The organism is Clostridium sp. Marseille-P3244 (genome assembly GCF_900120155.1).
Taxonomy (GTDB): Bacteria; Bacillota; Clostridia; order Lachnospirales; family Lachnospiraceae; genus Mediterraneibacter.
Genome location: NZ_LT635549.1, coordinates 248,362 through 271,326, shown reverse-complemented (window position 1 = coordinate 271,326; position 22,965 = coordinate 248,362). Strand labels below are relative to the sequence as shown.

General features: G+C 49.3%; 25 protein-coding genes. 24 read left to right on the top strand and 1 reads right to left on the bottom strand.

The features are described from left to right. The first annotated feature begins 2 nt into the window (after positions 1–2). Genes BQ7367_RS03090 through BQ7367_RS03065 form a run of 6 tightly spaced genes read left to right on the top strand, consistent with a single transcriptional unit; the run spans position 3 to position 5,734 of the window. Positions 3–1,556 (top strand): ABC transporter ATP-binding protein, encoded by a 1,554-nt coding sequence (locus tag BQ7367_RS03090; RefSeq protein ID WP_159431621.1) that lies wholly within the window; start codon positions 3–5, stop codon positions 1,554–1,556. After that, positions 1,537–2,607: an ABC transporter permease gene (locus tag BQ7367_RS03085; RefSeq protein ID WP_072524173.1), complete on the top strand. Its 1,071-nt coding sequence runs from the start codon at positions 1,537–1,539 to the stop codon at positions 2,605–2,607. The genes BQ7367_RS03090 and BQ7367_RS03085 overlap by 20 nt, the downstream gene beginning before the upstream one ends. Then, positions 2,604–3,542, top strand: coding sequence for an ABC transporter permease (locus tag BQ7367_RS03080; protein ID WP_072524172.1), 939 nt, complete (start codon positions 2,604–2,606; stop codon positions 3,540–3,542). The genes BQ7367_RS03085 and BQ7367_RS03080 overlap by 4 nt, the downstream gene beginning before the upstream one ends. A gap of 36 nt (positions 3,543–3,578) precedes the next feature. Further along, positions 3,579–4,019, top strand: a complete 441-nt coding sequence (locus BQ7367_RS03075) for a VOC family protein (RefSeq protein WP_072524171.1) — start codon at positions 3,579–3,581, stop codon at positions 4,017–4,019. Positions 4,020–4,037: 18 nt separating this feature from the next. After that, a complete protein-coding gene (locus tag BQ7367_RS03070) occupies positions 4,038–5,045 on the top strand; it encodes a nucleoside hydrolase (RefSeq protein ID WP_072524170.1) in 1,008 nt (335 codons plus the stop codon). Positions 5,046–5,062: 17 nt separating this feature from the next. Beyond that, entirely contained in the window at positions 5,063–5,734 is a 672-nt protein-coding gene (locus BQ7367_RS03065; protein WP_159431620.1) for a YczE/YyaS/YitT family protein, read from the top strand. An 18-nt stretch (positions 5,735–5,752) separates the two neighbouring features. Here the strand turns inward: BQ7367_RS03065 and BQ7367_RS03060 are convergent, their stop codons facing one another. Beyond that, positions 5,753–6,481, bottom strand: a complete 729-nt coding sequence (locus BQ7367_RS03060; RefSeq protein WP_072524168.1) for an RluA family pseudouridine synthase — start codon at positions 6,479–6,481, stop codon at positions 5,753–5,755. A gap of 102 nt (positions 6,482–6,583) precedes the next feature. Here BQ7367_RS03060 and BQ7367_RS03055 point away from each other — a divergent pair, with 102 nt between their 5' ends. The 18 genes from BQ7367_RS03055 (at position 6,584) to BQ7367_RS02970 (ending at position 22,952) form a co-directional block, all read left to right on the top strand. Further along, positions 6,584–7,828, top strand: coding sequence for a 5-bromo-4-chloroindolyl phosphate hydrolysis family protein (locus BQ7367_RS03055; protein WP_072524167.1), 1,245 nt, complete (start codon positions 6,584–6,586; stop codon positions 7,826–7,828). Between the two features lie 59 nt (positions 7,829–7,887). Then, entirely contained in the window at positions 7,888–9,039 is a 1,152-nt protein-coding gene (locus BQ7367_RS03050) for a toxic anion resistance protein (protein ID WP_072524166.1), read from the top strand. A gap of 224 nt (positions 9,040–9,263) precedes the next feature. After that, positions 9,264–10,952, top strand: a complete 1,689-nt coding sequence (locus BQ7367_RS03045) for a carbon starvation CstA family protein (RefSeq protein WP_072524165.1) — start codon at positions 9,264–9,266, stop codon at positions 10,950–10,952. Positions 10,953–11,144: 192 nt separating this feature from the next. Continuing rightward, complete coding sequence (locus BQ7367_RS03040) at positions 11,145–13,508, top strand: YhgE/Pip domain-containing protein (protein WP_143142953.1); 2,364 nt, start codon at positions 11,145–11,147, stop codon at positions 13,506–13,508. Between the two features lie 80 nt (positions 13,509–13,588). Beyond that, positions 13,589–13,879, top strand: coding sequence for a WXG100 family type VII secretion target (locus BQ7367_RS03035; RefSeq protein WP_072524163.1), 291 nt, complete (start codon positions 13,589–13,591; stop codon positions 13,877–13,879). Between the two features lie 127 nt (positions 13,880–14,006). Beyond that, on the top strand, positions 14,007–14,426 hold the full coding sequence (locus tag BQ7367_RS03030) for a type VII secretion EssA family protein (RefSeq protein WP_072524162.1): 420 nt from the start codon (positions 14,007–14,009) through the stop codon (positions 14,424–14,426). Next, positions 14,401–14,628 carry a hypothetical protein gene (locus BQ7367_RS03025; RefSeq protein ID WP_072524161.1) on the top strand — a complete coding sequence of 76 codons (228 nt, stop codon included), beginning with the start codon at positions 14,401–14,403 and terminating at the stop codon, positions 14,626–14,628. The genes BQ7367_RS03030 and BQ7367_RS03025 overlap by 26 nt, the downstream gene beginning before the upstream one ends. Before the next feature lie 161 nt (positions 14,629–14,789). Then, positions 14,790–16,121 carry a type VII secretion protein EssB/YukC gene (locus tag BQ7367_RS03020; RefSeq protein ID WP_072524160.1) on the top strand — a complete coding sequence of 444 codons (1,332 nt, stop codon included), beginning with the start codon at positions 14,790–14,792 and terminating at the stop codon, positions 16,119–16,121. A gap of 132 nt (positions 16,122–16,253) precedes the next feature. Further along, positions 16,254–17,570: a T7SS effector LXG polymorphic toxin gene (locus BQ7367_RS03015; RefSeq protein ID WP_072524159.1), complete on the top strand. Its 1,317-nt coding sequence runs from the start codon at positions 16,254–16,256 to the stop codon at positions 17,568–17,570. A 49-nt stretch (positions 17,571–17,619) separates the two neighbouring features. Continuing rightward, positions 17,620–18,276 carry a hypothetical protein gene (locus BQ7367_RS03010; RefSeq protein ID WP_072524158.1) on the top strand — a complete coding sequence of 219 codons (657 nt, stop codon included), beginning with the start codon at positions 17,620–17,622 and terminating at the stop codon, positions 18,274–18,276. Between the two features lies 1 nt (position 18,277). Next, positions 18,278–19,006 carry a hypothetical protein gene (locus tag BQ7367_RS03005; RefSeq protein WP_072524157.1) on the top strand — a complete coding sequence of 243 codons (729 nt, stop codon included), beginning with the start codon at positions 18,278–18,280 and terminating at the stop codon, positions 19,004–19,006. After that, positions 18,969–19,706: a hypothetical protein gene (locus tag BQ7367_RS03000; RefSeq protein WP_143142951.1), complete on the top strand. Its 738-nt coding sequence runs from the start codon at positions 18,969–18,971 to the stop codon at positions 19,704–19,706. The genes BQ7367_RS03005 and BQ7367_RS03000 overlap by 38 nt, the downstream gene beginning before the upstream one ends. Next, positions 19,687–20,391: a hypothetical protein gene (locus BQ7367_RS02995; RefSeq protein WP_159431619.1), complete on the top strand. Its 705-nt coding sequence runs from the start codon at positions 19,687–19,689 to the stop codon at positions 20,389–20,391. The genes BQ7367_RS03000 and BQ7367_RS02995 overlap by 20 nt, the downstream gene beginning before the upstream one ends. Before the next feature lies 1 nt (position 20,392). Continuing rightward, positions 20,393–21,094, top strand: a complete 702-nt coding sequence (locus BQ7367_RS02990; RefSeq protein WP_072524154.1) for a hypothetical protein — start codon at positions 20,393–20,395, stop codon at positions 21,092–21,094. After that, on the top strand, positions 21,075–21,794 hold the full coding sequence (locus BQ7367_RS02985) for a hypothetical protein (protein ID WP_159431618.1): 720 nt from the start codon (positions 21,075–21,077) through the stop codon (positions 21,792–21,794). Before BQ7367_RS02990 ends, BQ7367_RS02985 begins: the two co-directional genes overlap by 20 nt. A gap of 23 nt (positions 21,795–21,817) precedes the next feature. After that, complete coding sequence (locus BQ7367_RS02980) at positions 21,818–22,327, top strand: hypothetical protein (RefSeq protein ID WP_072524152.1); 510 nt, start codon at positions 21,818–21,820, stop codon at positions 22,325–22,327. Next, on the top strand, positions 22,327–22,686 hold the full coding sequence (locus BQ7367_RS02975; RefSeq protein WP_072524151.1) for a hypothetical protein: 360 nt from the start codon (positions 22,327–22,329) through the stop codon (positions 22,684–22,686). The genes BQ7367_RS02980 and BQ7367_RS02975 overlap by 1 nt, the downstream gene beginning before the upstream one ends. After that, positions 22,683–22,952 (top strand): TIGR04197 family type VII secretion effector, encoded by a 270-nt coding sequence (locus BQ7367_RS02970; protein ID WP_072524150.1) that lies wholly within the window; start codon positions 22,683–22,685, stop codon positions 22,950–22,952. Before BQ7367_RS02975 ends, BQ7367_RS02970 begins: the two co-directional genes overlap by 4 nt. Positions 22,953–22,965 lie beyond the last annotated feature (13 nt).

Genomic DNA, 22,965 nt, shown 5'->3' with positions numbered 1-22,965 from the left:
ACATGAGTTTAGAAAATAAGAATGCCACAAAACAGCCGATCGCGGAATTTAAGGGCATAGTAAAACGTTTTAATGAAAAAGTCGCAGTTGATCACATTGACCTGGAACTGATGCCGGGAGAAGTGCTTGCTATCTGTGGAGAGAACGGCGCCGGGAAATCTACGCTGATGAACTGTCTGTTCGGGATGCTGATCCCTGAAGAAGGCGAGATCATTATTGAAGGTAAACCGGTGAAGTTTGAAAATCCCCGGCAGGCGCAGGACCACGGCATTGGAATGGTCCATCAGCATTTTAAGCTGATCCCGTCTTTTACCGTGGCGGAGAATGTATTTCTCGGGCACGAAGAGACGGAGAAGCTTCGCCGGGTCAATGAGAAGAAACAAAATGAAATCGTATCGCAGCTGTCTGAACGTTACGGGCTGCAGATCAATCCTACGGACCGGGTCTCTGACCTGTCCGTAGGGCTGCGGCAGAGAGTGGAGATCCTGCGGGCGCTGTCCAAGGAAGTTAAGATCCTGATCCTGGATGAGCCGACGGCAGTGCTGACCGCGAATGAAGTAGACAAGCTCTTCTCAGTTATTCGGCGGCTGACAGCCGACGGGATGTCAGTGATCCTGATCACGCACCGTCTGAACGAAGTCGTGCAGATCGCGGACCGTGTAGTGATCATCCGCCGCGGCAAGAAAATATCTACCCACATGCGGGGTACATTTACACAGCATGAGCTGGCGACCCTGATGATCGGAAAGGAACCGAGGCCGGTCAAGAAGAGAGTACCGGTCGATATTACAGGAGCTGTGATGCTGGAAGGCAGACATCTGACCGCTTCGGATACCCGCGGGGTTCCCATGCTGAAAGACTTCAGTTTCCAGGTGCGCGCCGGAGAGATCCTGGGGATCGCTGGTGTTGCCGGAAACGGGCAGTCAGAACTGATCAATCTTGTCACCGGCATCCAGAAGCCGGACAGCGGAGAGCTGGATGTGTGCGGAAAGAATATGACCGGACGGCCGGTGTCCGCGTACCGGAAGAACGGAGTTGTGCTCATACCGGAAGACAGAATGGTGCGGGGGATCAGCCGCTATTCCAATATTGTAGACAATGTGGCGGCAGGTCTTTTGGACGATGATTCACTGGGGAAATTCTTCCTCAACCGTAAAAAAGTAACCGACAGGACAAAACAGCTGATCCAGCAGTATGATGTCAGGGACGCGTATCCGGGCACGATCATACGGCGTCTGTCCGGCGGAAATATCCAGAAAGTCGTGCTTGCGAGAGAGCTGTCACGTGAACCCAAAGTAGTAATAGCGGCAGAGCCGACCAGAGGTCTGGACATCGGAGCGATCGAGTTCGTTCATGACCAGCTGAATAAACTGCGCGAGGAAGGGGTCGCCATCCTGCTGATCTCCATGGAACTGGGTGAGATCCTGGAGCTGTCAGACCGCGTGATGGTACTGTATGATGGCAGACTGATGAAAGAGTTCACCGGAGAAATGCCGGATGAAAGAACAATAGGACCATATATGTTAGGTGTGCATGATGAAAGAAAAGATGATTAAAAAAGTAAAATACATATGGAAGAATTCGTCCCGACAGGTCAGCGCGGTGATCCTCAGTTTTATCGTAGCCATCATAGCTATCGCGCTGATCTCCAAACAGCCGATGACCGCATTTACTTCCTTTGTCTTCAGTTCCTTTACAAATATTTATAATCTGGGGAACATGCTTTCTATCGCTACCATCCTGATGGTGACCGGTCTGGCTTCCATGATCGGGTTTAAGGCCGGAGCCTTTAACATGGGCGGCGAGGGACAGCTTTATCTGGGGTCGATGACGGCGGCAGTGATCGCGATCTACAGCCCGCTTCCTCCGATCGTGACGATCATATTGTCTCTGGCAGGAGGGGCACTGGTCGGCGCTCTTTGGGTCCTGATCCCGGCAATGCTGAAAGTATCGCTGGGGATCAATGAGATCGTGACCACACTGATGTCTTCAAATATCGCGATCTATCTGACCGCGTACCTGGTCAACGGAGTTTTGAGAAATCCGGATTCAGGCGCTCCGGAGACTGTACGTCTGGACAGGTCTCTGAGGCTTCCTCAGCTGATCCAGGGGACAAAGATCAATACAGGGATCATTATAGCGTTGATCCTGATCGTGATCATTTATATCTATTTTTATCGTACCAAAGGCGGCCTGAAGGTGAGAATGGTGGGTATGAATCCGTTATTCTCCCAGACCGTCGGGATCAATGACCGGAGAGTGCTTTTTTCCTCCATGCTTGCCAGCGGCGCGCTCGCGGGTCTGGCGGGAGCTCTGGTGACGATGGGTATCGAGTACCGTTTTATTTCAGGATTTTCACCGGGATACGGCATGCTGGGGATCACAGTAGCCCTGATCGGAGGCCTTCATCCTGTCGGAGTGCTGGTCTCAGCGGTCTTCTACGGAACCCTTATGAACGGCGCGACGACGATGCAGATGAATACAGACGTTCCGTTTGCGCTGGTATCGCTCATTCAGGGTATTGTGGTCATGCTGGTTACCAGTCAGCTGAAATGGCCGAAAGCGCTTAAATTTAAGAAATTGCGGAAAGGGGAGAGGACGACGTGAGAGAACTGGAATTATTTTTGGCAACAGCGCTGGGCACGATGACTCCGATCCTCGCCACAGCGATCGGAGGAGCCTACGCGGAGAAATCCCGTACCACCAATATCGGTATGGAAGGTATGATGCTCATATCCGCGTTCTTTTCCATGGTGATCGGATTTCAGGCTAAAAGCGCGTGGATCGGTCTGCTTGGAGGAATCGGGTGTTCGGTCCTCGTAGCATTTATCTTCGCTCTGATGGTGTTCCGTCTGGACTGCGACAAGATCATAGGAGGGATCGGGCTGAATCTCTTTGCGTCAGGTCTGACACTGCTTCTGATGACGGTATGGTTCAATGAACCCGGAACATATAAACCCAAGGGAATGCCCACACTTCCAACCGTGGAAATTCCGCTGCTGGAAAAAATACCGATCATCGGACCCGCGCTGAACGGACAGAGCATCCTGTTCTTTATCACCATTGTACTGGTATTTATCTTCCGGTATGTGATGGAAAAGACCAGATACGGATACTGGGTCCGGGCGGTAGGCGAGAATGAGGACGCGGCGATCGCCGCGGGTATCCCGGCTGTAAAAGTCCGGATATCCACACTGCTTATCAGCGGATTTACGGCCGGTATCGGCGGAGCGTTCCTGTCGATCTCGACGCTGGGTCTGTACAGTCACAACATGACATCAGACCGCGGCTTCATCGCTCTGGCAGCGACCATCTTTGGAAACGGCCGTATCGGCGGAACCGCCATCGCGGCAATGATCTTCGGAACGGCAGAAGGAGCGGCCATCCGTCTCCAGTCAGAAAACATGCCGATCCAGATCCTTAATATGCTGCCCTATGTGGCTACCATTGCAGCGCTTGTGATCTATGGACTGAGGAAAAAACGCAAAGGTGAAAAAGAGGATCTGGAGTCCTATGTTCCTTCGATCGTACCGAAGGACTGACCGCTTGGGAGGGACAGAACAGAAAGGAGAGGACAAATGGCAGAAAATTTAGGAATCAAATATCTGCATCATATTGGATTTACAGTAAAGGATATTAAAGCAACGCAGGAGTTCTACGAAAAACTCGGATTTGAATTCTACGACCACTGGGTGGAGACTCCTGAGGAATGCGCGCTGGGGATGGGATTCCCCGGATGTGCCATCGAGCCGGTCCAGATGGTGGGATACGGATGCATGCTGGAGTTTATCCAGTATAACGAGGGAAAAGGCTCTGATACATGCGTGGCCGCGAATCAGATCGGAGCCGCGCACATCGCGCTGATCGTGGAGGATATCTACAAATTTACAGACACGTTGAAGGCACAGGGCGTGGAGTTTGTCAGCCCCGTGATCGAGCATGAGTTCGCGCCGTGGGTGCAGCTGATCGATCCGGACGGCATCCGTGTAGAATTCATGCAGTTAAGAGAGAAGGAATAGATCGTAGGAGGTGCTATTATGACTGATGTGATACTGGATATCGACGCGGCAGGCGATGATATACTGGCGGTACTTTACGGCGCTCTGCACAGCGAAATCAATCTTTTAGGGATCACAACTTCCTGCGGGGCCAGCGGCAGCATTGAACAGGCATCATGGGTGGCCCTGAACGTACTGGAAGTGGCGGGAGATATGAAGACCCCGGTCTATAAAGGCTCCCAGGGACCAATGAACCCGGTGGCAGCTGACGATCTGGATTCTCCGGTACATTTTGATGATGAGCTGCGCTGGAAGTTCGGGGACCGGCTGGACAAGTTCAATACTCCGGCGAAGCGGCCGGCAAGAGAGCCGGAAGAAACGGAGGCCTGCGATTATCTCATCCGGATGTTCAATGAGCGGCCGGGCGAGATCAAGCTGGTGGTTACAGGCCCTCTTACCAATATCGGCCTGGCTCTTCAGAAAGATCCGGGGATCGCAGGAAAGATCAAACATCTGTATGTGATGGGAGGCTGCTTCAATACGCCGGGTAATATCACTCCGGTTACAGAGTACAACATCTGGGCAGACCCGGAGGCGGCAAAGATCACTTTTAATTCCGGCGTGCCGATCACGGTTGTGCCGCTGGACATCTGCGAGGACAATAACTTTGCCTGCGGCATGTTTACCAGGGACCATATCGCGGACCTTGAAAATTTCGGCTCCGGCAAGGTGGTTGAATATATCGCGGACAAATTCCCGATCTATGTGGACATCTGGAGGGAATATTTCCGCCTGGGCGGATTCCCCATGGATGACGCCATCACGCTGGCGCTGACTGTGGAAGAAGACCTGTGTAAATATACAGATCCCGTCTATATCGACATCGAACTGGAAGGAACCCTTTCCCGGGGACAGACTGTGGCCTATTTCGGAAGCCAGATCCTGAAGACCGGGCAGGGAAAACCGAAAAATTCACGTATTGCCACCTGGCTGGACGGGCGGCGTTTCATCGACGGGTTCGTTGATACAATGCTTGGAAAACGATGAAAGAAGGGAAGATACCTATGGCAGAAGGGAAGACACCTGTGACGAAAGGAAAATATACCCCGCGGAGCATCCTGGTGCGCTGCATCGTCATTATGATCGGTGTGGTGATCGTAGGATTCGGGGCGGCCGGCTATGTGACGGCCAATCTGGGAAGTGATCCGGTCACCGCCTTTGTGCAGGGACTGTCCAATGTGTTCGGGATCAGTTTCGGAACAGCCATGAACGCGTTCAATATCGTGTGTTTTGTGATCATTCTGATCTTTAACCGGAGGCTGATCAATGTAGGCACTGTACTGTATACGTTCACTCTGGGATATTTCAGCGATTTCTTTATCGCGCTGCTGGAGAGGGGCATGGGAGACGCTCCGGGGATGGCAGTGCGGGTCGTGGTGATCCTGGCCGGAACGCTGGCGCTGGGTGTGGGACTGGGCTTCTATCAGTCAGCAGAATTCGGTATCGGTCCCTCAGACGCTTTAAACCAGACCATCTCGGCAAAGACAAATATCCCTCTGAAATGGGAAAGGATCATCTTTGACGTTATCATGGTCATAGGAGGATTCCTGCTGGGCGGAGTAGTTTTCGTCGGAACCATCATAGGAATGGTGGCCGTCGGGCCGATTATGGCGCCGACCATCACCACATGCAGCAAATGGGTAGACAGATGGGCCGGGACGGAAAAGACGGGGTAGGGTATCCGGAACAAAAGTTCAGAGGATATCCCATCCGGGCAGCTCGGAGATATTTAACTCAAAACACATTTTTCTTTTATCCTTTGGATGATAAAACGTAAGTTTATACGCGCAGAGCCGGAGAGGCTCTGCGTTTTCTCTGTCCGCGGGTTCACAGACTCCGTACTTCCGGTCGCCTGCGAGAGGACAGCCCAGATGGGCCATCTGTATCCGGATCTGGTGCCGGCGCCCGGTATCCAGAACAATATCCACAAGAGAGAGCCCGTCCCTGCTTTCAATCACTTTATAAGAGAGCCGGGCGAATTTGGCCCCGGGTGTGTCCTTTTTGCAGACCCGGGTGATATTGGCGCGCCCGTCACTTACGAGATAGTCCTCAAGAGTACCCTGCAAAGGAGACGGGATTCCATTTACCAAAGCACGGTAATATTTTCCGAAACCGGAGGTGGCAAGCTGGCGGTTCAGCTCTCTGGCCGCCGCAGGAGTTTTCGCGAATACAAGGAGTCCTTCCACCGGCTGATCCAGACGGTGGATGACGGCCAGATAAGGAGCAGACGGACCGGATGCCGGCTTTGTGCCGGACCGGGAGGACGAGGCCAGATAATTTTTCAGGAGACTGACCAGGTCGAAAGAACCGACATGAGAGGTCTGAGTGGCAATGCCCGCAGGCTTGTGACAGACGATGATCTGACTGTCTTCATACACCAGAAGAGACGCTATGTCCGGCCTTTTGTATTTTGTTCTGTCCATATCCTGATCTCCTTTTCGTATTCTTGACTTTTCCACTGCCAGCAGATAAACTGATTATGATATAAAAGAAGTTTCAGGTCAAGCTTTTTAAGGAGGCAGTTCATGATAAACAACGAATGGGAACGGTTCGGGGATGAGATCCGAAGGACCATCCAGAACGCGGTGGATTCCCGGGATTACAGCAGGCTTAACCAGACCGTCTCAGACACCATCGGACGTGCCATGGACCAGGTGTCCAGAGGGCTGAAAAACGGCGGCTGGTACCGGGAACGCCCGGGGCAGAACGGACCGGGAGGCCCGAACAGCGGACCGTGGAACCAGGGACAGACTTATCAGTCATATCGCGCGTCTGACGCCGGGATGTCCAGGCCAAAAGGGCAACGGCTCTATCAAAGCGGGATATCCTCCATCGCGGGAGGACTCTTGCTGGCAGTGGCCGGATTTGTTTTGGGAGCGGGATCTCTTGTCCTTACTCTGCTCCTTCTGCTGGGCGTTCTGGGTCCGGGAGGACGGATCGCCGCGGTGGGAGCCGGTGTGTTCGGCGTGCTGACGGCCGTGTTTGCCGTGATGGCGGGAGCCGGTACTGCTCTGGCGTGCAGCGCGGGAAGGTTTCGGAGGTATGTAAAAATCCTTCAGGGGAGAGAGTACTGTGACATCCGGGAGCTGGCCCAGAGGACGGGACGCAGTGCCAGGGATGTGGTCAAAGACCTGCGTAAGATGATCCGGAAGGGGTGGTTCTGTCAGGGCCATCTGGACGAACAGGAGACCTGTCTGATGGTCAGCGCCGGAGCATGGGATCAGTACCGGAAGCTGATGGACCGGATGCGCAGGCAGAAGGCAGAGCAGGAGGCGGCCAGGGAACGGACCCGCCAGGAATACGAAAAGCTGCCACCGGAAGTCCAGAAGGTGATCCAGGCAGGAGATGACTATGTGCGGAAGATCCGGGAGGCCAACGACGCCATCCCGGGAGAGGAGATCTCGGCCAAGATCTCCCGGATGGAGATGCTGGTGGACCGTATTTTCGACCGGGTGGAGCAGAAGCCGGACACAGTAGATGACATCCACAGACTGATGGAGTATTACCTGCCCATGACCATCAAGCTTTTGGACGCGTATGAGGAACTGGACAGCCAACCTGTGCAGGGAGAAAACATTATTTCTTCCAAGAGGGAGATCGAGAAGACCCTGGACACGCTGAACACGGCGTTTGAGAAGCTGTTGGATGATCTGTTCCAGGATACGGCCTGGGATGTATCATCGGACATTTCTGTTTTGGAGACCATGCTGGCCCAGGAGGGTCTGACAGAGGACGCTCTGAAAGCAGGCCGGGATGGAAAAGACAGATAAAAAGACAGAAGACGGCTGAGATATCAGCATGAAAAGAAGCAGAAACGGAGGGAGATACAATGAGCAACGATTTTCAGGATATGAGCACAGCGCCCACACTGACGCTGGATCCGTTCCAGACGCAGGAGGAGAAGAAGGTTCCGGCGGCAGAGCAGCAGGATCCGGAACTGGACGACAGTATACTCACAGAGGAAGAGCGCAGGATGGTGGATGCTTTCGCGCAGCAGATCGACCTGACCAACTCCACGCTGGTCCTCCAGTACGGGGCGGGGACCCAGAAGAAAATGGCGGATTTCTCCGAGTCTGCCCTGGACAATGTCAGGTCAAAAGATCTGGGAGAGGTAGGACAGCTTCTCTCCAGCGTGGTGACGGAGCTGAAGAGCTTTGACGAAGAGGAGGAGAAAGGGTTCCTCGGTATTTTCAAAAAGGCGTCCAACAAGATCGAATCCATGAAGGCAAAATATGCCAAGGCGGAAACCAATGTCAATGAGATTGTGAAGGTGCTGGAGAAACATCAGGTCCAGCTTATGAAGGACACGGCTCTGCTGGACAAGATGTATGAACTGAATCTGACCTATTTCAAGGAACTGTCCATGTACATTCTGGCTGGCAAGAAAAAGCTGGCGGAAGTCAGGAACACCCGGCTGAAGGAACTGACAGAAAAGGCGCAGATATCCGGACTGCCGGAAGACGCTCAGGCCGCCCGAGATCTGGATGCCATGTGTAACCGTTTTGAGAAGAAGGTCCACGATCTGGAGCTGACCCGGATGATTTCCATACAGACCGCGCCGCAGATCCGGCTTGTGCAGAACAACGATACCCAGATGGTGGAGAAGATCCAGTCCACGATCGTGAATACGATCCCTCTGTGGAAGAGCCAGATGGTACTGGCGCTGGGCGTGGAACATTCCGCTCAGGCGGCGGAAGCGCAGCGTCAGGTGACGGACATGACCAACGAGCTTTTGAAGAAGAATGCCGAGAAGCTGAAGATGTCCACTCTGGAGACGGCGAAAGCATCCGAGAGAGGCATCGTAGACATCGAGACATTAAAGGCTACGAATGAATCCCTGATCTCCACCCTGGATGAAGTTATGACGATCCAGAGAGAAGGCAGAGAGAAACGCCAGGCGGCAGAAGCGGAGCTTCGGAACATGGAGCAGGAGCTGAAGGGCAAACTGCTGCAGATACAGGGAGGGCAGCCTTCTGCCTGATGTTAAAAAACAGAGTGCGTTCTAATTTCTTGTTGACAATCTGAAAATCCGCGTTATAATAGAATAGAATCGTAAAAAGCCAAGGTTGAAAACAGGACAAGTCTTCTGACAGAGTACTCTGTCAGAAGGCGTTTTCTTTTTTGGCTCTTTTGCGTTCCGGGATGCCGAAGGCATTCCAGTCAAAGGATAAAATTCAGTTATACAGCAAAGGAGAGTAGAGAATTATGAACACATTAGTAATCGTACTGATCGCCGCAGTGTGCCTGATCGCGGCATACGCGCTGTACGGACGCTGGCTGGCGAAAAAATGGGGAATTGACCCGAAAGCGAAGACTCCTGCAGTGCTCCACAATGACGGACAGGATTATGTGCCCACGGACGGATGGACCGTATTCGCCCATCAGTTTTCCTCCATCGCGGGCGCGGGTCCTGTCACCGGAGCGATCCAGGCGGCGGCGTTCGGATGGCTGCCGGTCCTTCTGTGGATCATCCTGGGAGGGATCTTCTTCGGAGCAGTGACAGATTTTGGAGCGCTGTACGCCAGTGTGAAAAATGACGGAAAGTCCATGGGACTTCTGATCGAGAAATACATCGGGAAAGCAGGCAGAAAGCTCTTCCTTGGATTCTGCTGGCTGTTCTGCCTGATCGTGATCGCTGCCTTCGCCGATATGGTGGCGGACACCTTCAACGCCTATGTAGTGACAGACGGCGTCCAGACCCTGGCTGAAAACGCGACGGTAAACGGAGCGGCGGGAAGCATCTCTTTGTTCTTCATCTTGTTTGCCGTTGTGTTCGGAGTGGTGCAGCATAAAATGAAATTTACGGGCTGGAAAGAAGTCGTGTTCGGGTTGGTATGCACTGTACTGGCCTTCGTGTTCGGTATGAATTTCCCGGTGATCCTGGGCAAGGACATGTGGGTGTACATCGCGTTCATTTACATTTTCCTGGCGGCAGTGCTGCCCATGTGGTTCGTGATGCAGCCCAGAGATTATATGTCTACCTTTATGTTCGTGGGAATGATCGCGGGAGCGGTGCTGGGACTGATCTTTGCCCATCCGGCCATGAATCTTCCGGCCTTTACCGGATTCCAGAACGAGAGTCTGGGAACCCTTTTCCCGATCCTGTTCGTGACGGTGGCCTGCGGCGCGGTATCCGGCTTCCACAGCCTGGTGTCGTCCGGGACATCCTCCAAGACCATCTCCAATGAGAAAGATATGCTGAAGGTAGGATACGGAGCCATGGTCCTGGAAAGTCTTCTGGCCGTGGTGGCCCTGTGCGTGGCGGGAGCCGTGGCCGGCGCTGACGGAACAGCCATGGCGGGAACTCCCTTCCAGGTCTTTTCATCCGGTGTGGCGGGCTTTCTGGAAATGTTCGGGATCCCGGTCTATGTGGCTCAGAGCTTCATGACCATGTGTGTGTCCGCTCTGGCGTTTACAACCCTGGATTCTGTGGCCCGGATCGGCCGTATGTCCTTCCAGGAGCTTTTCAGCGTGGATGACATGGAACACGCGGAAGGCTGGAGGAAAGTCCTGTGCAACAAATATTTCGCCACAGTGATCACCCTGGTGTTCGGCTATATCCTGACACAGGTGGGGTATTCCAATATCTGGCCCCTGTTCGGAAGCGCCAACCAGCTGCTGAGCGCGCTCGTGCTGATTACTCTGTGCGTATTCCTGAAAGTGACCGGCAGAACGATGAAGACACTGGTGCCGCCGTTCGTGATCATGCTGATCGTGACATTCTCGGCTCTGGTACAGAGGTTCGTCTCTCTTGTCAAAGCCTTCTCGGCGGGAACCGGCGTGTTTATGGTGGAAGGCCTGCAGTTGATCGTCGCGGTTCTGCTGATGATCCTTGGCGTGACCATCGTGGTAACTTCAGGAAAAGAACTCATCCGGAAGAAAGCCGCGGACTGAGATTGGCGGATCAAAAAGCGGATTAAAAGGATAATTTTACCAAATATTTGTTGATAGAATAGAAAATTTATGGTAAAATTGACATGTGGTGAAGATTCCTTGGATACGGCTTGTAAGACACCCGTACCCAGGGAATTTTTGCTTTTGAAAGGAGATCCAGGAGAAAATTAAATAATTACAGGGGGGATGAACATGAAGAAAAACAGAAGAACTTCCATAATTTTTATCCTGATTGCAATGCTGGTGATTGCAGCGGCGGGATTCCTTCTCGGGAGATTCCTGGGAGCGGGAGCGGCAGAAAAGAAAACAAAACTGACCGCTCATCAGACAGAATCCACGATCGTCGCGGTAGTAAACCTTGACGAAGGGACCGCGTCAGGAGATACCAATGTCAATTATGCCGAGAGCCTGTCCGAATTTCCGGATCCGGATTTCGAGTATTCCTCTCTGGAGGAGGCCAGAAGCGGATTCGAGTCGGGACAGTACGGAGCGTACATCATTATTCCGGCGACATTTTCTAAGAGTGTGGAGAGCATCAATGACGCTCCCCAGGCTTCATTTCTGGAGTACGCCGTAAATCAGAACTATACCGGGGAGACCCAGTATGAACTTCTCTACAAAGTCGTCAGCTTCGCGAACACGCTGAATGACAATCTGAGCTACATGTACCTGAGCAATATCCTTCAGGAATTCCACGACGCGCAGGACGGGGCTGTCACCGTCATGGCAAATGATCTGACAGACAAGGACGCCATTGACAGGATACAGGCCTATGATCTGGTGGCCCTGGTGCCGGTGCCCGAGCTTGTGCAGGAAGAAAACACAACAGAGACGCTGGACATCACGCCATATACAGAGAAGAACGCCCAGCTGTCCCAGAGCATTGACGATCAATACATGCTCTGTGTGACGCAGATACAGGAACAGATCCAGACCATGCAGGAGTCCGGAATCCAGCTTTCCGATGTGCTGACCAGCCTGTCCGAGCAGGTGGCGGCGATCGATCTGACTGTGGACGACCAGGGAGAGTCCATCGCCGGCAAAGCCGATGAAGCGCTGACAAAGTCACTGGAGGACTACGTGGAAGGGGCGCCGGATAAGGACGAACTGTGCCGTCAGCTCCAGACGGTGAGAGACGACTATCAATACATAAAAGACCGGTGGAACAAGTCCAACGAGATCTACAACAGCCAGCTCCAGGAAAGGCTGAAAGAAGAACTTGGCAAAGTTTTAAGCGCCGCGGCTTCCGCCATACCGGAACTGACCGTGACCGGGAACGGTACAGACGGTTATACAGTGACGCTCGCCGGATCCGCGGAAGGAGCGGCGGCGCCGTCACTTGTGTTTACCATGGCGGACGACGGCACGCAGAGCGCTCAGGAGGAGTTATTAAAACAGATCACGGTGTCCCTGGCACAGGCAGAGAACACAAAAGAAACGATCCTGGTTTCGGTCAACATCGGAGAATCTTCGCCCGGAGCGGGAGACGGACAGCCATATATGATGAATTACGACGTCAACAGTTCGGTAAAGACCGTTCTTTCCCAGTGGGACGACGAGGCACAGGCGCTGGGCTATCTGTCAGCGGCAGATTTCCTGGATAAGTACGGGACGGGTCAAGTGGAGCTCCCGGATGGGAAGTACATCCAGTATTCCGGAGAGACCGGGGCTTTTGCCTCCTATATCAGGGATGGAGTGAACAGTACGGATACCGCCGCTTACAGCATCGAGGAAGTGAAAGACTGGCTTTATGATGATGAGGGAAATATCATCCGCGACGACAAGGGCCAGCCGGTGAGCGTCTCCTCTCTGATCGATCAGGAGGATGAAGAGCTGGAGCAGATGATCGAGGATCTGGCAGCCTGCAATGAGCTGGATATCCAGTCCGTCCGCGATCTGGTGAAGACGCAGTATATCGATCCCATCGAGGCCAACGCCGCGGAAGCCAAAGAGACCTTCATCCAGAGAAATGAAGATGAAAAAGCCGGCGTGGCCGCGTACAATGAGGAGATGTCAGAATTCAGTCCCGAGATCAACTCCCAGTTTATCACAGAGAACATTGCGGACATGACGGCCAACAATCAGGACCTGCAGGCGGATCTGACCGAGAACAATATGGTCTATATGGATTACGCCAACAACGTGTTCCGAGCCGCTCAGGAGAATGTCAGCTCCCTGCAGGAGTACATCAACGAGACAAAAGAAAGCTCTGACGCGGCTGTTACCGGAGGACTGGATGAGGCCAAGGATATCAAGGCGGATACCAGCTGGCAGAATCAGAACATATTGGATGCTTTCTCGAAGAAGCTTCCCTATACCAGGCTGGGGAGTGCCGAATCCACACAGACCTACCAGTTTATCGCAAGTCCGGTCAAGCTTCTGGATACTTCCGATGAGAGCCGGGCCGCAGAGGCTCAGACCACATCCGGTCAGGCCTCAGAGCAGGAAGACGGCGGGTTCCCGTGGGAGATCGTCTATCTCATCGTCGGGATCCTGGTGCTGATCCTGCTGATCTTACTGTTCCGGAACAGCAGGAAGACAAAAGAAGGGCAATAAGCTGCCTGGCAGCATTGCAAATATATACAAATACTTACAGGCATCCGGGGAGACCGGAGCCGGAAAAGGAGGAAATGAGTATGGGTATCAGAATGAACACAGAGGATGTCATCGCCAGAGGGCAGGAGATCGCAAGTCACGTAGAGGATGTGACAACACTTCAGAACTATCTGAACGACGTGGTGAACAATCAGCTTCCGGAACTCTGGGAAGGAAGCGGTTACGAAGGATTCGCGGCCAGAGTGGCAGAGATGGCGCCCAGCTTTGACGCTATGAGAGACCTTATCAGCGACATCGGACAGGGCGTTGTGACCAACGCTCAGCAGTATGCGGACTTCGACCAGGCCGCAGGCGCAGCCAACAGAGGATAAGACTTCATAAGGGGAAGTATGGAAGGTACTTCCCCCTTCCATTACCCGGGAACAGAATCCCCGGGACACAGAACAGGTATGAGTACCGAATAATATAAGTACGGAACGATATGAGGAGGTGAAACAGATGCCGGACAGCAGTGACATTACGCTCGACCCGGGCGTGCTGGAAGGAAATCAGAGTGATCAGGTCCCCATCAGCGACCTGTACGGCATGCCCGTCTTTCACCCGGATATTGAGGATAAGATCCAGGACGCGGAGCAGGAAGAAGAGGAGGAGCTGAAGGAGATCCGACAGCAGGTATTCGAGCCCCACACAGACAAAGAGGCGGAAGAGCTGGGCGAGATCCGGGAGCAGATCTTCACGGTGGAAGAGCCTCTGGCAAACACAAATGCGTCTGCCCGTTCAGGCGGATACGGAGGAGGCGCGCTTCTGGCCGTCGAGGTCATGGCGGCGGTGTTCCTGGCAGTACTGCTCCTTTACCAGAGACACAGGAAAAAGAAGAGAAAGGAGATCCAAAATGACGCTTACGATTATGGAAGATAAAAGAAAGCTTGATGTGGTCGTAAAACCGGAGCAGCGGATCCAGGAAGTATACCGGATCCTGGTGGAGAACGGGCGGTTTCCGGCCCTGCGTCCCGCCATCCAGCTGAAAGTCTATTCCCTGCGGCAGAAGCGCTATGTAAACCCCATGCTTACCTTCCGCCAGGGGAATATATACGAAGGAGATATCCTGCGCGTCAGCTGATGGCAGAGAAGGCAGGAGCCGGAAGACAAATATCCGGAAAATGAGTATTCGGAAAACAAGTATCCGGGAAATGGATATCCGGGAAATAAAAAGACAACTACCGGGGAGCCGGGCCGGTAAGGCCTGGAAAAACAGAAACAGGAAGAGAGTGAGGGAAACAGATGAGAAAAGAAAAAAATACAGAAAGCAACATGACAGCAGCGCCGGCGGCAGAAGAGACGAAAGCGTCCGTGGAGATCCGGGTGCAGAAGGCGGATATGGCCGCAAAGACGATCTATGACTACCGGAGGCTGGAACAGGAGAATCCTCTGATGCTTCCCTGTGAGATCGAGGAAGAGAAAGAGACGCTCTGTATGAAATTTGATACGGCTGACATGATGCCGGCCGAGCAGCTGAAAAAAGAGAGCCGGATCCGGAAGATGGAAGTACTGATGCAGGCGGCAGAGCTGGAAAGCCTCTATATGCAGTTTGAATTTTCCCTTCAGCCGGACAACCTGTATTATGACAGGCTGGGCAAGGTAAAAGTGATGAAAAGAGATATCGTATCTGCCGGAAATGACGAAAGAAAGCAGCAGTTCCTGAACATGTATCAGGCGCTGATCGGATATATTATGGATGGGTCCAGGCCTTACGGGGATTATCTCTCCGGGGGCGCCCAGATCCTGAAGAAAAAAGATGAATTCGTAAAACTGATGAAGCCGGAAACTCTGGAGGAAGAGAAAAAACTTCTGGTGGAACTGTACGAGACCGCCCGCAAGAAAGAGCAGGACACGACCATGAGAGTGGACCGAAAGACGCACCGGGCGCTCACCGTGTACGCAGTCATCTCTGCCGTCGCTCTGGCGGCGCTGGCGGCTGCGTGCGTGTACAGTTTTGCCTGGTATATGCCGCGGCAGGATAAGATCGCGGCGGCCAATGACGCCTACCTCCAGAGAGATTACATCGGTGTTATCGACTCCCTGCGGGAGTTCTCCGCGGAGGATATGGACCGCCCGCAGAAATATATCCTGGCCACAGCCTATATCCAGGGTCAGGCGGTGGATACATTCAGCACGGCGGACAAGGAAGCGATCCTCAGCAAGATCACTTATCAGGCGAATGAGACGGTGCTGGACTACTGGATCCATCTGGGCAGGCTGGAGGTCGCCGAGGCGGAAGAGCTGGCAATGCAGATGTCCGACGACCAGCTGCTGCTGTACGCGTATATGCAGGAACTGGATCAACTGGATAAAGATACCTCTATCCCGGGTTCAGAGAAGAGCAGCAGAGAAGCGGAATTAAAGCAGGAGATCCAGAGCATCGCCGACGACCTGGGGATCGTGTACGGCGAGGAAGAGACAGCCGGCACGGATGCCGCGGCCGGGACAGGAGAGACCGCAGGCGGGGCAGCGGGGACTGACGCAGGAGCAGGAACCTCGGCGGGCCAGACAGGAGAATCGGCGGCAGGCAGCATCGGGGCAGCGGAAGAGACCGGCACCGTAGGGGCAGATTGAGGTAAGACGGACTGAGATCAGCAGACGATGGAAGGCAGCAATCTGATACAGGCAGCAGATAACGGGGAAAGAGACGCAGAGCGCATTTGACAGGCGCAGGATGGAAAGAGAGAAAAGCGGGGAGGGAAGAGGATGGGATATCGGCTGGATCCGAGTGAGATCACATCATTCTGCAGTTCCGCAAACAGCGGGATGGACAGGGACTGTGAGACATACAGGAAAATTGAACAGGGGATTGAACTTTTCAGCGGAAATCAGGAACTGCAGGGAGAAGCATGGGGCACGCTGAAGATGCAGCTTGCGAATCACCAGACCATACTCAAGGGCCTGATCTGTATCAATGAAATGATGGCCGCGGCGAATGAAGAGTTTGCCGCGGCATCCGGGGGAGAAAGACTGGATGAAGACCAGATCCAGCAGGGAATCATCGACCTGGAAATCGCGAGAAATCAGTGTTATGCAGAACGGGATATATACGAAAATCTGGCCGGCATGGGACGGAATTCCTATTTGTTGCCCGGCAGCAGTTTATCCATAATATCTTATTACTATTATAAAAACCGGATCAATCAGCTGGATCAGGAGATCTATACTCTGTCCGCAATGCTGGAAACTCTTTATGAGAAGAAGCAGACACTGACAGATATTATCAATGCAACGAAAAGCCTTTATGCCGAGGCAGAGAGCCTTTGCGCGTCTGTGTCAGAAGGGTTACAGGCTCTTGAAAACAGCTGGACAGGGAACGGATATTCAGGGATTATGGACTGCTCATGGGCGGAACCGATCAATCAAGCATGGAATGTGCTCATAGCGGAGAAAGTTACGGAGACATTAAAATCAGGAGACAGTATCAGATATCTGGAATATGAGGAGTTCGCAGGACTCTCAGAGGAGGAACAGCAGGAATATATGAATGGAATGCTGGCGCTGCTGTTCGCGATGGAACCGGGATTATCACTGTCCGTAGGAGATAAGATAGAAGTGCCGATCGGGCCGGATATGAAGATGTATTATGGGGTAGAGGGCAGTGGAAACTGGAAAGAAGAAAGCGCGTGGGAGATTGATGGGGTGATAAAGAAGCAGCAGATAGTGTTCAATGAGTTTGCTACGAACTTTGGAGGATTTGAGGTTTCTAGAGAGTCAGTAAATTTAATAGGAATACAAAAGGAATATATAATAAATGATAGGAAGACAGTTACTTTTAAAATGTCAGTAAAGGCAGAGAGTAGAGCCATACAAGTAGAGTATGAAACAGATACAAAGATAGAGGATGGTTCAATTATATCAACAGTTGGTATTGAAAAAAATTTGGAAGATACTGAAGGGTGGGAAAGCGTTCCGGAACCTGTAAAGGCTCCAATATGGTCTTGGGATTTGTCCGCTCCTGATACAGGAGATAATGAAGATTTTGGATTATTAGAAGATGTATTTAATTGGATTTCGGGTTAGAAGTGTGTTATAAAGAAAAATTATTAGAGTTTTGCCAGGAGAAAAAATAATGAGAAAAATAATAGCAGTTATTTTATTATTTGCACTACTAATTAATGGATGTGCAGTAACATCTTTTTCCGAACAGCAAAAAGAAGAGAATTCAAATGAGAGAAAGACAGAATACGAATCAAAGGAGAAAATTTCAAAAACAAAAGAAACGGATCATTTGGATTCAGAAGAAACAAAACAATATATAATACCCCAAAGTCTTTTGTCTGTAGCAGGAATTACCGCAGAAGAACTAGTTGAAGATTTTAATTCAACATATTCAGATGACTATTATATAGATAAAGCGGAGGTTAATGAAAATGGAGAAGTACTTCTTACTCTGACAGATACTCAAAGAAAACGCTATATGGAATATAAAGAAGAGGTAATTAGGGAGGAAATCGAAAATGCAAAGGATAAAGAAGATATTTCTGTAGAGGTAACTGATGATTATAAAGAGATGAAAATTTTCCTTGGCGAGAATTCAAATAGTAATGGATTTATAAAGACATATATGATGATAGCTACACAAATTGGGATTTATCAAATTATTAGTGGATGTGCTCCAGAAGAATGGGGATTACATATAAAAGTATTACGAGAAGGAAAAGTAATCCTTGACACAAATGAGCCGAATGCAAGTTGGCAATTGAATAATGAAGATTTTGGAGAATAAGGTGAAATTAAACAAGAACGTTATAAGAAAAAGGATAGCGATATCTATACTATTAACAGGCGTTTTATTTGTTAACGGATGCTCTAATTTATTAGGCTTTGATAAAGCACTGCAAGAAAAAACAGATGAACGAGGATCTGGGGGAAATGTAATCGAAAAAGACATATCTGAAAACAAAGAAATTGAAAATGATTTCAATACTGATATTTTAGATAAAAGTGAGACAAGGGAATATATATTACCAGAAACGATATGGAATATTACTGGAATGACTGCGGAAGAACAGGCGGAGTCATTTAGAGATGATAATGAAGGGAAGCAAAATTTTGTTGATATTGAAGTGAGAGATGAAGCGCTTGTTTTGACAATGACAGAAGAGCAGAAAGAGAATTATGAAGAAGAGATAGAGGCAAGGATATTTGAGGACATAGAAGAAGCGATAGACAAGGAAGATATAAGGATAGAAATTAGTGAAGATTATAAAAAAGTAAAAATGGTGTTGGGAGAAAATTCAACTATTGAAGGATTTCATGTGACTCTTGTAAAAATGTCAAGTGAAATAGGGGTTTATCAAATTTTGAATGGATGTGCTCCGGAAGAATGGGGGTTTCGATTGATAACGGAAAGAGATGAGCAAGTTCTCATTAATTCAAATGTACCACATGGAACTTGGAAATTGACAGAGGATGATTTTGAAGGAAAAATCAGCAGTGCAGAGCTCGGAGATTAAAGTGGGAACGCAAAAAAGTGTGTACAGGAAATTGCCAATAGTTGTAGTGCTATTATCTGTAGTAGTTGGAGGATGTTCTTATTTATCAGGGCCAGATGAAACACAGCAAGAAAGAACAGAAGAGAGAGGCTCGGAGGAAAAAGTAATCGAAAAAGATATACCTGAAAAAGAAAAGGACGAAAATCCTTTGAATACGGATATCTCAGACGAAGAAGAGATCAAAAGCTATATAATACCGGAAACGATATGGAATGTTACAGGAATGTCTGCTGAAGAACAGGCAGAGTCGTTTCGGCAAAATAATATAGGGCAGAGACGTTTTAAGAAAGTTGAGGTCAACGAAGAAGATGCACTTGTTCTAACAATGACAGAAAAGCAAAAAGATGAATATGCTAATGAAATTGCAATACGGATAAATGAGGATATAAAAGATGCTGAGGAACAGGAAGACATTTATATTAAACTTAGTGAAGATTATAGCACAATGAAAATGACACTGGGAGAGAATTCCAGCAGTACCGGATTTCAGAGAACTTTTATTATATTAACAAGTGAAGTTGGAGTATCTCAGATTTTAAATGGATGTGTTCCGGATGAATGGGGATTTCATCTAATTGTAGAAAGAGAAGAAGAAATTATATTGGATGTAGATGTACCAGATGATAAATGGGTTTTAACGAATGAAGATTTTGGAGAGTAAGGTGGAAATAGAAAAGAACGCTATAAGAAAAAGAACAGTAATATTTATATTATCAAGCGTTTTGGCGGTCAGCGGATGTTCGTCGAAAAAACCATTTTTAATGCAGCCAGAGTCAACGGAAATGATTGAAAAAGAGATGGCTGAACAAAATCAGAATCAGATCGAGAAACATGAAAATAATGATAATGCAGAACTAGAAGAAATTCGGAAATATATAATTCCGCAGACGCTTCTTTCAGTAGCAGGAATCAGTGCAGAGGAGTGGGCGGAAGATTTAAAAAACACTTATCCCGAAAATTACTACTTCAATAAAGTAGAAATAAATATAAACCGGGAAGTAGTAATAGGCTCATCAGATATTCAAAAAGAACGATATATAGAACTGAAGGAAGAAGTAATAGGAGAAGCCCTGGAAAATGCAAATAAAAAAGAAGATATCAGGGTGGAGATCAGTAACGATTATCACAAAGTGAAATTTTTACTCGGGCAGAATTCAAATAGTGCAGGATTCCAGGAGACGTTTGTTATAGTATCAACACAAATCGGTATTTATCAGATTTTCAATGGATGTGAACCGGAAGAATGGGGATTTCGTTTAATTGTAGAAAAAGAAGATCAGGTTATATTAGACGTTAATATACCAGAGGATAACTGGCAAATAAGCAGCGAAGAACTTGGAGGATAAAGTGAAAAAGCCCAGAAGTGCATACAGAAAATTGGAGATAGTTATATTGGTATTATCCGTACTAGCAGCAGGCGGATGCTCCAATTTATCAGGCTTTAATAAAGCACGGCAAGAAAAAGCAGATGAACGGGGATCTGGGGAAAATGTAAGCGAAAAGGATATATCTGACAACAAAGAGTTTGAAAATGATTTCACTGCTGATATTTCAGATAAAAGTGAGATAAGAGAATATATATTGCCAGAAACAATATGGAAGATTACGGGGATGACCGCCGAAGAACAAGCCGTATCATTTCGGGATAGTAATCCGGGGAATTATTATTTTACAGATATAGTGGTGAACAAGGATAATGCACTTGTTCTAACAATGACAGAAAAACAGAAAAACATGTATATGGAGGAAGTTATTTTATATTTAAATAACAATATAAAAGAGGCATATGAAAAAGAGGATATCCAGATTAAAAGCAATGAAAATTATAGAGAAGTTAAAATGATTTTAGGCGAAGAATCCGATAGTGCAGGTTTTCAGGGAACTTTCGTTAAAGTGATAAGCTATATGGCCGTATATCAGATTTTAAACGGATGTGAACCTGAGGAATGGGATATTCATCTGATTGTAGAAAGAGAAGAAGAAATCATATTGGATGCGGATATACCGGATGATAAATGGGTTTTAACGAATGAAGATTTTGGAGAGTAAGGTGGAGTTAAAAAAGAACGTTATAAGAAAAGGGGCAGCAATATTTATATTAGCAGGCGTTTTGGCCATCAGCGGCTGCTCCGGAGTACCAGTGCCAAACCAGGAGGGAGAAGGGACTATTCATGGGCAAGAGCTTCAGCCAGAAATGGATGAGAAAGATAAGAATAATAGATCGGGAAGCATTGAAAATTATCCGGATACTTCAGGAGAAGGAGAGGAGCAAGAATATATATTGCCGGGAACGATATGGGCAATAGCGGGAATGAGTGCGGAAGAACAGCTTCAATCATATAAAGAGGAAAACACAGATAATAATTATTTTAAAAATATTGAAGTTAATGATGAAGATGCACTTGTTCTAACGATGACAGAAAAACAAAAAGAATTATATAAAGATAAAGTGAAGCTGATAATAAATGAAAATATAGAAGAAGCAGAAAAGAAAGAAGATATTTGGATAGAAATTAGTGAGAATTATGATGAGGCGGGAATGGTTCTGGGAGAAAAGGCCGGCAGTGCAGGATTTCAGGTGGCTTATGTGAAATTGGCAACACAGGTTGGAATTTATCAGATACTTAACGGATGTGATCCGGAAGATTGGGGCTTTCATTTAACTATGGAAAGAGACGGAAAAATCATACTGGACGTGGATGTACCAGATGACAGATGGGTCTTAACGAACGAAGATTTTGGAGAGTAAACAGGAAACGGGGGAAAGAGAGTATGGGCAGCAGTATAAAAGAAAAGGAAGACGGGGAATTGGACAGAGCGCGGCTCTATCGGAAGATAAAGTGTGAAGGATTTGATTTTCTGCTTCCGGATGGATTTAGGCGGACAGATCCGGGAGAATCCCCGTTTCTTACGACAGGAATAAAAACGCAGCAGACATTCTGCAGTCCGCTCCGGAACGTTTACATAAATATTCTTTCGGGAACGTGGACCGATGCAGAGAAGCGGGATGTGATCAAAGAGCTGTACCTGATCTGCATGACGCAGAAAAAGAAGCTTTCCTTCTTTGAACAGGGCGGCCTGTTCCGGAATCCCCGGGCCGATGAGGGAATGACCTCGTATTCCTTTACAGACGGGGACGGAGAGAGGAAGACCAATTTCCTGGCGCTTCTGTACAGGGAGAAGAAAAGATATCTGCTGATGCTGCAGTGTCATACAGACAGAGAGGAAGAATGGAGGAAGGAATTTTTTCATCTTATTAACAGTCTGGAGGAGGAGCAGTGATGGAGCAGGACAAAACATATAGCGTAAGGTGTAAGATTGAAGATCTTGAGGACAGGCAGGCTGTTTTTGAGCGTGCATATCGGGAGTCAGAGGAGACGGTTTCTGAATGTGGACGGATGTCCGGGCAGCGGGAGGAACTGTACGGAGGACTAAGGAATCTTTTTCCGGAGGACTTGCGTTTTCAGGGGATGCTCCTCAATCTGGAGGAAACAGGAGAAGAAAGGCGGCGGGAAGAAAAGGAATTTCTGCAGAAGATATCGGAATTACGGAAGGAAGAGAGAGACAAAACCGAGGAAGAGATCAGGCGGCAGCAGAAAATTCTGGCTGATCTGTACACGGAGGAGGGAGAAAGAGAATGATCAAAAGTAATATTACAGAAGCATATTCGATTTCAGAGATGCTGACACAGAGAGGAGGATGCCTGGCGCCGGCTCCGATGACAGCGTCATATGAGACAAATATACCGGCAATGGAAACGGCGGCACGGGTATATGAACAGATCGAGTCGGCCAAGAGCCGGTATAAACAGACATTGTGCGCGGACGCAGGCAATATCGCGTCGCTGGGAGAAGAATATGAACATTTTGATCAGGCAGTGGGAATGAGCGTAAAAACTATATTTTAAATCACAGGGGGAT

Coding starts and splice junctions, on each gene's coding strand:
- BQ7367_RS03090 (WP_159431621.1), top strand. CDS start 3: ATGAGTTTAGAAAATAAGAATGCCACAAAACAGCCGATCGCGGAATTT.
- BQ7367_RS03085 (WP_072524173.1), top strand. CDS start 1,537: ATGAAAGAAAAGATGATTAAAAAAGTAAAATACATATGGAAGAATTCG.
- BQ7367_RS03075 (WP_072524171.1), top strand. CDS start 3,579: ATGGCAGAAAATTTAGGAATCAAATATCTGCATCATATTGGATTTACA.
- BQ7367_RS03070 (WP_072524170.1), top strand. CDS start 4,038: ATGACTGATGTGATACTGGATATCGACGCGGCAGGCGATGATATACTG.
- BQ7367_RS03065 (WP_159431620.1), top strand. CDS start 5,063: ATGGCAGAAGGGAAGACACCTGTGACGAAAGGAAAATATACCCCGCGG.
- BQ7367_RS03060 (WP_072524168.1), bottom strand. CDS start 6,481: ATGGACAGAACAAAATACAAAAGGCCGGACATAGCGTCTCTTCTGGTG.
- BQ7367_RS03055 (WP_072524167.1), top strand. CDS start 6,584: ATGATAAACAACGAATGGGAACGGTTCGGGGATGAGATCCGAAGGACC.
- BQ7367_RS03050 (WP_072524166.1), top strand. CDS start 7,888: ATGAGCAACGATTTTCAGGATATGAGCACAGCGCCCACACTGACGCTG.
- BQ7367_RS03045 (WP_072524165.1), top strand. CDS start 9,264: ATGAACACATTAGTAATCGTACTGATCGCCGCAGTGTGCCTGATCGCG.
- BQ7367_RS03040 (WP_143142953.1), top strand. CDS start 11,145: ATGAAGAAAAACAGAAGAACTTCCATAATTTTTATCCTGATTGCAATG.
- BQ7367_RS03035 (WP_072524163.1), top strand. CDS start 13,589: ATGGGTATCAGAATGAACACAGAGGATGTCATCGCCAGAGGGCAGGAG.
- BQ7367_RS03030 (WP_072524162.1), top strand. CDS start 14,007: ATGCCGGACAGCAGTGACATTACGCTCGACCCGGGCGTGCTGGAAGGA.
- BQ7367_RS03025 (WP_072524161.1), top strand. CDS start 14,401: ATGACGCTTACGATTATGGAAGATAAAAGAAAGCTTGATGTGGTCGTA.
- BQ7367_RS03020 (WP_072524160.1), top strand. CDS start 14,790: ATGAGAAAAGAAAAAAATACAGAAAGCAACATGACAGCAGCGCCGGCG.
- BQ7367_RS03015 (WP_072524159.1), top strand. CDS start 16,254: ATGGGATATCGGCTGGATCCGAGTGAGATCACATCATTCTGCAGTTCC.
- BQ7367_RS03010 (WP_072524158.1), top strand. CDS start 17,620: ATGAGAAAAATAATAGCAGTTATTTTATTATTTGCACTACTAATTAAT.
- BQ7367_RS02995 (WP_159431619.1), top strand. CDS start 19,687: ATGAAGATTTTGGAGAGTAAGGTGGAAATAGAAAAGAACGCTATAAGA.
- BQ7367_RS02985 (WP_159431618.1), top strand. CDS start 21,075: ATGAAGATTTTGGAGAGTAAGGTGGAGTTAAAAAAGAACGTTATAAGA.
- BQ7367_RS02980 (WP_072524152.1), top strand. CDS start 21,818: ATGGGCAGCAGTATAAAAGAAAAGGAAGACGGGGAATTGGACAGAGCG.
- BQ7367_RS02975 (WP_072524151.1), top strand. CDS start 22,327: ATGGAGCAGGACAAAACATATAGCGTAAGGTGTAAGATTGAAGATCTT.
- BQ7367_RS02970 (WP_072524150.1), top strand. CDS start 22,683: ATGATCAAAAGTAATATTACAGAAGCATATTCGATTTCAGAGATGCTG.